The organism is Streptomyces sp. SID10853 (genome assembly GCF_010548145.1).
In the GTDB taxonomy this organism is placed as follows: domain Bacteria; phylum Actinomycetota; class Actinomycetes; order Streptomycetales; family Streptomycetaceae; genus Streptomyces.
This window is the reverse complement of the sequence record NZ_JAAGLN010000231.1, coordinates 1-11052: the sequence shown is the minus strand read 5'-3', so window position 1 is coordinate 11052 and position 11052 is coordinate 1. Positions and strand designations below refer to the sequence as shown.

11 protein-coding genes and 1 riboswitch are annotated in these 11052 nt (G+C 70.6%); of the genes, 1 reads left to right on the top strand and 10 read right to left on the bottom strand.

Annotation, left to right across the window (positions count from 1 at the left end; all coding sequences use genetic code 11):
- The first annotated feature begins 56 nt into the window (after nucleotides 1-56).
- Entirely contained in the window at nucleotides 57-1163 is a 1107-nt protein-coding gene (locus tag G3I19_RS29790) for an LOG family protein (protein ID WP_164266824.1), read from the top strand.
- A gap of 8 nt (nucleotides 1164-1171) precedes the next feature.
- Here the strand turns inward: G3I19_RS29790 and G3I19_RS29785 are convergent, their stop codons facing one another.
- The 10 genes from G3I19_RS29785 to tsf form a co-directional block, all read right to left on the bottom strand.
- Nucleotides 1172-1639, bottom strand: a complete 468-nt coding sequence (locus tag G3I19_RS29785; protein ID WP_164266823.1) for an SRPBCC domain-containing protein — start codon at nucleotides 1637-1639, stop codon at nucleotides 1172-1174.
- Nucleotides 1636-1809, bottom strand: coding sequence for a hypothetical protein (locus G3I19_RS29780; protein ID WP_164266822.1), 174 nt, complete (start codon nucleotides 1807-1809; stop codon nucleotides 1636-1638). Before G3I19_RS29780 ends, G3I19_RS29785 begins: the two co-directional genes overlap by 4 nt.
- A gap of 112 nt (nucleotides 1810-1921) precedes the next feature.
- Nucleotides 1922-2947: an ABC transporter ATP-binding protein gene (locus G3I19_RS29775; RefSeq protein WP_164266821.1), complete on the bottom strand. Its 1026-nt coding sequence runs from the start codon at nucleotides 2945-2947 to the stop codon at nucleotides 1922-1924.
- Nucleotides 2947-4560, bottom strand: coding sequence for an iron ABC transporter permease (locus G3I19_RS29770; RefSeq protein WP_164266827.1), 1614 nt, complete (start codon nucleotides 4558-4560; stop codon nucleotides 2947-2949). Before G3I19_RS29770 ends, G3I19_RS29775 begins: the two co-directional genes overlap by 1 nt.
- 74 nt (nucleotides 4561-4634) lie before the next feature.
- Entirely contained in the window at nucleotides 4635-5705 is a 1071-nt protein-coding gene (locus G3I19_RS29765; RefSeq protein WP_203600598.1) for a thiamine ABC transporter substrate-binding protein, read from the bottom strand.
- A 126-nt stretch (nucleotides 5706-5831) separates the two neighbouring features.
- Nucleotides 5832-5936, bottom strand: a riboswitch (TPP riboswitch).
- A gap of 29 nt (nucleotides 5937-5965) precedes the next feature.
- A complete protein-coding gene (gene rlmN, locus G3I19_RS29760; RefSeq protein WP_164266819.1) occupies nucleotides 5966-7072 on the bottom strand; it encodes a 23S rRNA (adenine(2503)-C(2))-methyltransferase RlmN in 1107 nt (368 codons plus the stop codon).
- A gap of 191 nt (nucleotides 7073-7263) precedes the next feature.
- Nucleotides 7264-8364, bottom strand: coding sequence for a phosphatidate cytidylyltransferase (locus G3I19_RS29755; protein WP_164266818.1), 1101 nt, complete (start codon nucleotides 8362-8364; stop codon nucleotides 7264-7266).
- The gene (gene frr, locus G3I19_RS29750; protein ID WP_164266826.1) at nucleotides 8364-8921 is read right to left on the bottom strand and encodes a ribosome recycling factor; all 558 of its coding nucleotides are present in this window, start codon (nucleotides 8919-8921) and stop codon (nucleotides 8364-8366) included. The genes G3I19_RS29755 and frr overlap by 1 nt, the downstream gene beginning before the upstream one ends.
- A 175-nt stretch (nucleotides 8922-9096) precedes the next feature.
- Nucleotides 9097-9852, bottom strand: coding sequence for a UMP kinase (gene pyrH / locus G3I19_RS29745; protein ID WP_164266825.1), 756 nt, complete (start codon nucleotides 9850-9852; stop codon nucleotides 9097-9099).
- Nucleotides 9853-10037: 185 nt separating this feature from the next.
- Nucleotides 10038-10874: a translation elongation factor Ts gene (tsf, locus tag G3I19_RS29740; protein ID WP_164266817.1), complete on the bottom strand. Its 837-nt coding sequence runs from the start codon at nucleotides 10872-10874 to the stop codon at nucleotides 10038-10040.
- Nucleotides 10875-11052 lie beyond the last annotated feature (178 nt).

Here is an 11052-nt window from a genome sequence, read left to right as displayed (position 1 = left end):
CAGGGCTACGGCGCCGCGCCGCCGGGCCCGTCGGCGCGCTCCCCTACGATGACCGGATGCCCACCACACCTGAGCGTGACCGCGAGATCGAGTCCCTGGCCGAGTTCGACCGGGCGGCCGCCCGGGGGCCGCTCGGCGGATACCGCGTTCAGGCCGTCGACCTGACGGACCGTACGGACACCCTGCTCAGCGCGGACACATCCGGCGCGGTCTTCCTGGGCTGCCCCATGCGCCCCGAGGCCGAGTCAGCGGTGGGCGCTGCGGGCGCGCTCGTCTTCCCGCCGGTCCCCGGTCTGCCGTTCGCCCCGTACCGCGGGCTGCTGTACTCGGCGGACGAGCTCTTCGCGGGCCTGGCGGACGGCGGCTACGACGCGACCCCCGACGCCCGTGCGTACGCCTGGTTCCGGCGGACCGGGAACGACGGCGACATATTCGCCTCGATGCTGCGCTCCATCCACGACGACGCGATCTCGGACGCGCTCGACGAACACCTCGACAGCGCACGGGTGGTGGGCGTGATGGGCGGCCACGCCATGGCCCGCGGCACCGCCGAGTACGCCGGGGCGGCCCGGCTGGGCCGCACCCTCGCCCGCACCGGTCTGACCGTCGCCACCGGCGGCGGCCCCGGCGCCATGGAGGCCGCGAACCTCGGTGCGTACGCCGCGCCCTTCCGCGACGGGATGCTGGACGAGGCCCTCGAACTCCTCCGCAAGGCACCGTCGTTCAGCCCGTCCGTCTCCGAATGGGCGAGCGCGGCCTTCCAGGTGCGCGAGCGCTGGCCGGACGGCGGGGACTCGGTCGGCATCCCCACCTGGTTCTACGGCCATGAGCCGCCGAACGCCTTCGCCGGGCACATCGCCAAGTACTTCGCGAACGCCACCCGTGAGGACGGGCTGCTGGCCCGCTCGACCGCGGGCGTCGTCTTTCTGCCCGGGGCCGCGGGCACCGTCCAGGAGATCTTCGACAACGCGACCCCGAACTACTACCGCTCGCACGGCGAGCCGTCCCCGATGGTCCTGGTGGACCGCGCCCACTGGACCGAGGAACTGCCCGCCTGGCCGCTGCTGCGGGCGCTGGCGAAGGGCCGGCCGATGGAGTCCCGTATCGCCCTGGTCGACAGCGTGGACGAGGCGCCCGAGGCGCTGGCCCGGATGGTCTTCTGAGGCCGTCCTCAGCCCTCGGCCAGTACCCGGGCAAGGGTGTCGAAGAAGGCGCCCCACCCGGCCGCGGCGTTCTGGTACTCATCGGCGCTGAGGTTGCCGCCGCCCTGGTGGAAGACCATCTCGGTACGGCCGCCCAGGTCGGCGAGGGTGACGGTGACCTTCTCCCCCTCGATGTCGTCGGGCGCCCCCGCGTCCTTGAGGGTGAGGACGAGCCGCTCCGGAGGTGCGACCTCGCGGTAGACACCGTGGAAGGGCATCTCGCCGTGGCCCGGCACGACCAGCACCAGGCTCCACTTCCCGCCGGGGCGTACGTCCATGGTGACCCGGTCCAGCGGGGCCGGCGCGTCACCGCCGTACCAGGCGGCGAACTGCGCGGGCGTGGTCCAGGCCCGGAAGACCCGCTCGCGCGACGCGTCCAGGACTCGGGTGAGGGTGATGCCGTCGGCCTCGCTCGCGGTGTTCTTCGGCGTGGTCATGGTGTCCTTCCGGTGGTCATCGTGACGGTGCTCCTGCCGGCGGCGCCCACGGTGGCAGTGCACACGGCGGCAGTGCTCAAGGCGCCGGTGCTCGTGGTGTCCGTCCCTTTGGTGCCGGTGCTCATGGTGCCGGTGCTCGTGGTGTCCGTCTCTTTGGTGCCGGTGCTCATGGTGTCCGTCCCTTGCGGAGGTCACTCAGATGTTCTCCCGGGCGGCCCGGACTTGTCCTGCCGGAGCACCCGGCCCGGTGACCGCGGCCCGCCACCCGCCCGGGCAGCGCCGTCACCCCTGCGCGGCCAGCAGGACCACATCGGCCGCCTCGAAGACCGCCCCCACCGTCTCGCCTACAGCGGGCGCCGTCAGCAGCGGGCACTCCGCCTCCAGCTGCGGGCCGTGCTCAGGGCTGAGGAGTACGGCCACATGGCTGCCCCGGAACGTACGCGCCTCCACCGTGCAGCGCAGCCCGTCCCGCGGCGCCGCGAGCCGTACACCGGCCGGCCGCACCAGCAGCCGGCCCTCCCCCTGCGCCGACCCGTCCGGCACCGGGATCTTGCCCCACGGGGTGTCCGCGGCCCGGCCGGTGACGGTCGCGGCCACCACATTGTCGAAGCCGAGGAACCGTGCGACGAACTCCGAGGCCGGCCGCTGCCAGACCTCCAGCGGGGTGCCGGTCTGGGCGATCCGCCCGTCCCGCATCACGACGACCCGGTCGGCGAGCGCGAAGGCTTCGCCCTGGTCGTGGGTGACGGCGAGCACGGTCGTACCCAGCCGGCCGAAAAGACCGCGCAGTTCCACCACGAGGCGCTCGCGCAGACTGCGGTCGAGCTGGCCGAGCGGCTCGTCCAGCATCAGCAGTTTGGGGCGCGGCGCCAGCGCGCGGGCCAGCGCGACCCGCTGCTGCTCCCCGCCGGACAGTGCGGCCACGGCGCGCCGCCCGGCGCCGGGCAGACCGACGAGCTCCAGCAACTCCTCGACCCGGCGCTCCTGTTCGGCCCGTGGCACGGAGCGCATCCGCAGCCCGAAGGCCACATTGCTCCCGGCGTCGCGCTGCGGGAAGAGCTGATGGTCCTGGAACATCAGCCCCACACCGCGCCGGTGCACCGGCACCCCGCTCTGGTCGGCGCCGTCCAGCAGCACCCGCCCGGCGGACGCGGGCTGCAGCCCGGCCACCACCCGCAGCAGCGTCGACTTGCCGCTGCCGCTGGGCCCGAGCACACAGACCGTCTCGTGCTCCGCGACCGTCAGATCCACCGCGTCCAGCGCCACCCGCTGCCCGAAGCGGACCGTCACACCGTCCAGTTGCAGCATCAGAACTCTCCCGAGCGGTCGGTACGAATGCGTTCGAGCACCAGCAGCGACACGGCGCACACCAGCATCAGAATCGTGGAAAGAGCCATCGCCTGCCCGTAGTTGAGCTCACCGGCCCGCCCCAGCAGCCGTGCCACCGCCACCGGGAGCGTCGGATTGTCGGGCCTGGCGATGAAGACCGTCGCCCCGAACTCCCCCAGCGACACGGCGAACGCGAACCCGGCGGCGACCAGCAGCGCCCGGCGCACCAGAGGCAGATCCACCTCGCGCCAGGCCCGCAGCGGCGAGGCGCCGAGGACCGCCGCGGCCTCCCGCAGCCGTCCGTCCACGGCGCGCAGCACCGGCAGCATCGTCCGTACGACGAACGGCACGCCCACCAGCGCCTGGGCGAGCGGCACCAGGATCCAGGAGGAACGCAGATCGAGCGGCGGTCTGTCGAGGGTGATCAGGAACCCGAAGCCGACAGTGACCGCGGACACCCCGAGCGGCAGCATCAGCAGGGCGTCGAACCCGCGCACCAGCCGCCCGGCCCGCCGGGTGAGCGCCGCGGCCGCCAGTCCGCCGATGACCAGGGCGATCCCGGTCGCGACCACGGCGTACCGCACGGAGTTCCAGATCGCGTCGACCGGCGGGACCAGGAACGTACCGCCGCCCGCGCCCTGCGACTGGAGCGCCCGGTAGAACGCGAAGCCGTACCCGCCGGGGCCGTCCAGGGACCGCGCGACCAGCACCCCCAGGGGCAGCAGGATCAGTACGCCGATGACCGCGAGCACCCCGCCGACCAGCGTCCACTGGCCGGCGCCCGCCGGACGGCGCGAGGTCAGCGCCGGGTCGACCAGGCTCAGCGCGCTCTCCCGGCGCCGAACGGTCCAGGCGTGCAGCGCGAGGATCGCTCCGACCGCGGCGAACTGCACCAGGGTCAGCACGGCCGCGGTCGGCAGGTCGAGCAGTTCGGCGGTCTCCCGGTAGATCTCCACCTCAAGTGTGGAGAAGCCGGGTCCGCCGAGGATCTGCACCACCCCGAAGGAGGTGAAGGTGAAGAGGAAGACCATCAGCGCGGCCGCGGCCACCGCGGGCGTCAGCGCGGGCAGGGTCACCCGCCGCCAGGCGGCGAACCGGGAGGCGCCCAGGACCCGCGCGGCCTCCTCCTGGCGCGGGTCGAGCTGGGCCCAGAGGCCGCCCACGGTCCTGACGACCACCGCGTAGTTGAAGAAGACATGCGCGAGCAGGATCGCCCAGACCGTGGTGTCCAGGCGTACGCCCCACAGCTGGTCGAGCAGCCCGCCGCGGCCGAGCAGCGCGAGGAACGCCGTCCCGGCGACGACGGTGGGCAGCACGAAGGGCACGGTCGCCACCGCGCGCAGCAGCTGCTTGCCGGGGAAGTCGAAGCGGGCGAAGACATACGCGCCGGGCAGCGCGATCAGCAGGGTCAGCCCGGTCGACGCGCACGCCTGCCAGGTGGTGAACCACAGCACGTGCAGGATGCCGGGCTCACTCAGTACCTCGCCGATCCGCCCGAACTGCCAGGCGCCGCCCGCCTTGAGGCCGCGGCCGACGATGGCCGCGACCGGGTAGGCGAAGAAGACCGCGAAGAACACGACGGGCACCGCCATCAGCGCGAGCCCGACCGCCGTGCGGCGCCGGGCCGCCCCGGCCGCCGGCGCGGGCCCGGCCTGCACCTCGGGTGCTACTTCAGGACGATCGAGGACCACGACTTGACCCACTGGTCACGGTTCTTGGCGATCGTGGCGGGTGCGACGGTCTCGGGCCTGGTGACCTTCGCGCCGAACTCCGTGAACACCGCGGGCTCCTTCGCGCCCTTCACCACCGGGTCCACGAACATGTTGAGCGGCATGTCCTCCTGGAACTTCCTGCTGATCAGGAAGTCGATCAGGGCCTTGCCGCCCGCCTCGTTCTTCGCCCCGCCGAGCAGCCCGGCGAACTCGATCTGCCGGAAGCAGGTGGAGGTGACGACGCCGGTCGGGGCGGTCTTCGGCTGCGGCTTGGCGTACAGCACCTCGGCGGGCGGGCTCGACGCGTACGAGACGACGAGCGGCCGGTCGCCCTTGGCCTTCCTGCCGCCGGCCGATCCGGAGAAGTCGTTGTTGTACGCCTGCTCCCAGCCGTCGTCGACCTTGACTCCGTTGGCCGTGAGCTTCTTCCAGTACGCCTGCCAGCCGTCGTTCCCGTACCGCCCGACCGTGCCGAGCAGGAAGCCCAGGCCCGGTGAGGAGGTGGCGACGTTCTCGGTGACCAGCAGGTTCTTGTACTGCGGCTTGATCAGGTCGTCGAAGGTGCGGGGCGGGGCGAGCTTGTGGTCCGCGAAGTACTTCTTGTCGTAGTTGACGCAGAGGTCGCCGCTGTCGACCGGTGTCACCCGGTGCTTCTTCGCGTCGAGCTGTACGGCGGATTCGACCTGGTCCAGGCCCTTCGCCCGGTACGGCGTGAAGAGGCCGTTGTCGAGCGCCCGGGACAGCAGGGTGTTGTCGACACCGAAGAAGACGTCACCGCGCGGGGAACCCTTGCTGAGGATCTCCTGGTTGAGCGCGGCGCCCGCGTCCCCGCTCTTGAGGACGTGGACGGTGTAGCCGGTCTCCTTGGTGAACTCCTTGAGCACGGCAGGGGACGCGGCGAACGAGTCATGGCTGACGAGTGTCACGACCTTGGAGTTCTTGGCGCCCGAGCCCGAGCCGTCGGAGCCTCCGCAGGCGGCGAGCCCTGTGACGCCCAGTGCGGCGGCCAGCGCGGTGACGGTCAGCTTCCTGGTGCTGAGCGTTCTGCGGGCCGTGCGCGCTCGCTTGGTGGTGCTCACTGATTCCTCCTGGGATGGACATCCAGGAAGAGACGCGGCCCTGCCCGCGGGAGAGCGGGCAGGGCTGAACAGCTTGAGTAGTGACCGAACTTCCTACCCGGAATGACCCGGGCAAGGTCCAGAGGGTCTGCGGCATGGCCGCACTCTCAGCGCTGTGGCGCTCCCCTGTCGGAATATGAAAATGTGCGCCCCACGTTACACGGGCCCTACCGCTCGGCGGCGGCCAGCTGTCCGCAGGCTCCGTCGATCTCCTGGCCGCGGGTGTCCCGTACGGTCACGGGGACTCCGTGCGCGGCGATGGCGGCGACGAACGCCTTCTCGTCCTCCGGCCGGGACGCGGTCCACTTGGAGCCCGGCGTCGGGTTGAGCGGGATCAGGTTGACGTGGACGGGCTTGCCCTTGAGGAGCCGTCCCAGCCGGTCGCCGCGCCAGGCGTGGTCGTTGATGTCGCGGATGAGCGCGTACTCGATGGAGACCCGGCGGCCGGACTTCGCGGCGTACTCCCAGGCCGCGTCCAGCACCTCACGGACCTTCCACCGGGTGTTGACCGGGACGAGGGTGTCGCGCAGCTCGTCGTCGGGCGCGTGCAGCGAGACCGCGAGGCGGCATTTGAAGCCCTCGTCGGCGAAGCGCAGCATCGCGGGCACCAGGCCGACCGTGGACACGGTGATCCCGCGCTGCGAGAGACCGAGGCCGTCGGGCTCGGGGTCGGTCAGCCGGCGGATCGAGCCGACGACCCGCTTGTAGTTGGCGAGCGGTTCGCCCATGCCCATGAAGACGATGTTGGAGAGCCGGGCGGGCCCGCCGGGCACCTCGCCGTCGCGCAGCGCGCGCATGCCGTCGACGATCTGGTGCACGATCTCGGCCGTCGAGAGATTGCGGTCGAGGCCGGCCTGGCCGGTGGCGCAGAACGGGCAGTTCATTCCGCAGCCGGCCTGCGAGGAGATGCACATCGTCACCCGGTCCGGGTAGCGCATCAGGACGGACTCGACGAGCGTGCCGTCGTGCAGCTTCCACAGCGTCTTACGGGTGGTGTCGTCGTCACAGCTGATGTGGCGCACCACGCTCATCAGGTCGGGGAGCAGCGCCTCCCGCAGCTTCTCGCGCGAGGCGGCCGGGATGTCGGTCCACTCGGCGGGGTCGTGGGCGTACCGCGCGAAGTAGTGCTGCGACAGCTGCTTGGCGCGGAACGGCTTCTCGCCGGTCTCGGCCACGGCGTCCTTGCGCTCGGCGGGCGTGAGGTCGGCGAGGTGGAGCGGGGGCTTCTTGGCTCCGCGGGGCGCGACGAAAGTGAGTTCTCCGGGCTTAGGCATGGTCCATCCAGTGTCGCAGACAGCGGAGGGAGGGCCCGCCGTCCTGTGGACAGCGGGCCCTCCCTCGGTGAAGCAGCAGGTCGCGGACGTGGACGTCCGGTCTCCTGCACCGGTTTTCAGGACCCTGCTTCCAGGACCCGGTTCTCAGGAAACCCGGTTCTCAGGAAACCCGGTTTTCAGGACACCGGCCCTCAGGACCCGACGAACAGCACGAGCAGCAGCCAGACGACGGGCGCGGTGGGCAGCAGGGAGTCCAGCCGGTCCATGATCCCGCCGTGGCCAGGCAGCAGCGTTCCCATGTCCTTGATCCCGAGATCCCTCTTGATCATGGACTCGCCCAGGTCGCCCAGGGTGGCGCTGGCCGCGACGGCGAGACCGAGCAGCAGACCCTGCCACCACTGCCCGTCGTCGATCAGGAACTGCATGCACAGCGCGCCCGCCACCATCGCGAAGCTGACCGCCCCGAACAGCCCCTCCCTGGTCTTTCCGGGGCTGATGCGCGGTGCGAGCTTGTGCTTGCCGAAGCGCCAGCCGATCGCGTACGCACCCGTGTCGCTGACCACGGTCAGCACCAGGAACGTGAGCACCCGCCAGGGCCCGTCGTCGGCGGCCAGCAGCAGCGCCACGAACGTCGCCAGGAACGGCACGTAGAAGGCGGCGAACACCCCAGCCGTGACGTCCCTGAGGTAGCCGTCCGGTGGCGCGGTCATCCGCCAGACCAGGACGGCGAGCGCCGTGAGCGCCATGGCGATCCAGGCGCCCTCGGTCCCCCGCGCGTACCCGGCGACGACCATGGCGGCGCCGCCCACCGCGAGCGGTACCAGCGGCGCCTTGATGCCCTTGCGCTCACCGAGCCGGGAGGTCAGCTCCCAGAGACCGACGACCACCGCGACCGCGATCACGATGACGAACGCGGCCTTCCAGAAGAAGAGCGAGGCGATCACCACGACGCCGAGGCCCAGACCGACCCCTATCGCCGACCGCAGATCACGGCCGGCCTTCTTCTTCTCGGGAGGCGGCGGGGCCGGCACGGGCTCCTGCGGGGTCTCGTCACGGAACGGGGGGCCACTCGGGCGAGCGGCCCCCCGGTCGTGGTCGGCACGGCCGTCATGGTCACGGCCGCCGTCTTCGGCGTCTCTGCCTGCGTCGGGCACGATGGGCATGGGCCGAGTCTGCTCAACTTCATGCTCGCCGTATGCGGGACCCGCCGGGACAGCGCCCTGGTCGGGGGCGGGTCGCCATTCCCCGACGGGATGGCCGCTCTGCGGGGCACCCCAGGAAGAGTCGTTCATCAGACCTCGAGCAGCTCGGCTTCCTTGTGCTTGAGCAGCTCGTCCACCTGCGCGACATACTTCGCGGTGGTGTCGTCGAGCTCCTTCTCGGCGCGGCGGCCCTCGTCCTCGCCGACCTCGCCGTCCTTGATCATCTTGTCGATCGTCTCCTTGGCCTTGCGGCGGACGGAGCGGATCGAGATCTTGGAGTCCTCCGCCTTGGTCCTGGCGACCTTGATGTACTCCTTGCGGCGCTCACCGGTCAGCTCGGGGAACGTCACCCTGATGATGTTGCCGTCGTTGCTCGGGTTGACGCCGAGGTCCGAGTCGCGGATCGCCTGCTCGATGTTGCGCAGCGAAGTCTTGTCGAACGGGGTCACCACGGCCATCCGGGCCTCCGGCACGGAGAACGAGGCGAGCTGGTTGATCGGGGTCAGCGCGCCGTAGTACTCCGCCACGATCTTGTTGAACATCGCCGGGTGCGCACGGCCGGTGCGGATCGCGGCGAAGTCCTCCTTGGCGACCACGACGGCCTTCTCCATCTTCTCCTCGGCCTCGAGGAGGGTCTCTTCGATCACCACTTGCTCCTGCATGTCTTGAGTGGGCCCGCGTTCTCAGGCCCTGGAGTAAACCCGCGTCTTGCCCTGCACGGTGTCCGACCGGCAGGTTCTTGTCGGTCCTGTTGGCCTCTCGGCCTCCCGGCCTTGTGACCGCGTGGCCCCTTGGTTCTCCCGAACGGCCGACGCCCGGTTCTCAGGCCCGGGTGCCCTGGTCGTTCACAAGAGTCCCGATCTTCTCACCCTTGACGGCCCGCGCGATATTGCCCGAGGCCAGCAACTCGAAGACGAGGATCGGCAGGCTGTTGTCACGGCAGAGGGTGATGGCGGTCGCGTCGGCGACCTTGAGGTTGCGGTTCAGTACCTCGCTGTACTCCAGCGCGTCGTACTTCACCGCGTCGGGGTTCTTCTTCGGGTCGGAGTCGTAGACCCCGTCCACCCCGTTCTTGCCCATGAGCAGCGCCTCGGCGTCGATCTCCAGGGCGCGCTGCGCTGCGGTGGTGTCCGTCGAGAAGTACGGCATGCCCATGCCCGCGCCGAAGATGACGACGCGTCCCTTCTCCAGGTGCCGGACGGCACGCAGCGGGATGTACGGCTCCGCGACCTGCCCCATGGTGATGGCGGTCTGGACGCGGGAGTCGATCCCCTCCTTCTCCAGGAAGTCCTGGAGGGCGAGGCAGTTCATGACCGTGCCGAGCATGCCCATGTAGTCGGAGCGGGCCCGGTCCATGCCGCGCTGCTGGAGCTCGGCGCCGCGGAAGAAGTTGCCGCCGCCGATGACGACCGCGATCTCGGCGCCGTCACGGACGACCGCCGCGATCTCGCGGGCGATGGCGTGCACGACATCGGGGTCGACGCCGAGGCCGCCGCCGCCGGCGAACGCCTCGCCGGACAGCTTCAGCATGAAGCGGCCGTGCCTCTTGCCGTCGCCGGTAGTGCCGTCGTCGGTCATGTCGGCGTTTTTGTCGGCCTGTTCCATGGAGATTCTCCTCGTGCGCATACGAAGAAGGCCATTGCCGGGGGTCCTTGCGGTTCCCTGTGCGGCAATGGCCTCCTCGTCAGATCTGCGGCCGTCCGGCGCGGACCCGGACGACTGCGTCAGACCCTATCGGGGTCTTCGGTGGATCGCGTACAGACTCAGATGCCGACCTTGATGCGCGAGAAGCGCTTCAGGGTGGCACCGGCCTCGTCGAGAACCTTCTGGACGGACTTCTTGTTGTCCAGGGCATACGGCTGGCCCAGGAGCGTGGCGTCCTTGAAGAAGCCGTTGACCCGGCCCTCGACGATCTTCGGGAGGGCGGCCTCGGGCTTGCCCTCGGCGCGCGTGGTCTCCTCGGCGACGCGACGCTCGGCCTCCACGACCTCGGCCGGGACGTCCTCGCGGTCCAGGTACTTCGGCGCGAAGGCGGCGATGTGCTGCGCGATACCGCGGGCGAGGTCGGCGTCGGCCTTGTCCAGCTCGACCAGGACACCGATCTGCGGGGGCAGGTCGGGCATGGTGCGGTGCATGTACGAGGTGACGTAGACGCCCGAGAACTGCGCGAAGCGGTCCAGGACGATCTTCTCGCCGAGGTTGGCGTTGGCCTCGTCGACGAACGCCTGGACGGTCTTGCCAGCCTCGATCTCGGACGCGAGGAGCGTCGCGATGTCGGCCGGGGAGGTCGCGGCGACGTGCGCGGCGAGCGCGTTGGCGACAGCCTGGAACTTGTCACCCTTGGCGACGAAGTCCGTCTCGCACTTCAGCTCGACCAGAACACCGGAGGTGTTGTCGTCGGCGATGAGGGTGACGACCGCGCCGTTCTCGGCGGAGCGGCCCTCGCGCTTGGCGACGCCCTTCTGGCCCTTGATACGGAGCGCCTCGACGGCCTTGTCGACACTGCCGTCGGCCTCGTCGAGCGCCTTCTTGCAGTCCATCATGCCGGCGCCGGTGAGCTCGCGGAGCTTCTTGACGTCAGCGGCGGTGTAGTTCGCCATGATCGTGAAATTCTCTCTCGAAGTCTGAAAGATCTTACGGGTGAACGGCGGAGGCCCGGGGGCCTCCGCCGTCAACGACCGAACCGGGTGAGGGTCAGGACTGCTCGGCGTCCGCGGCCGGGGCGGCGGGCGCCTCGGCGGCAGGGGCCTCGGCAGCGGGCGCCTCGGCGGCCGTGGC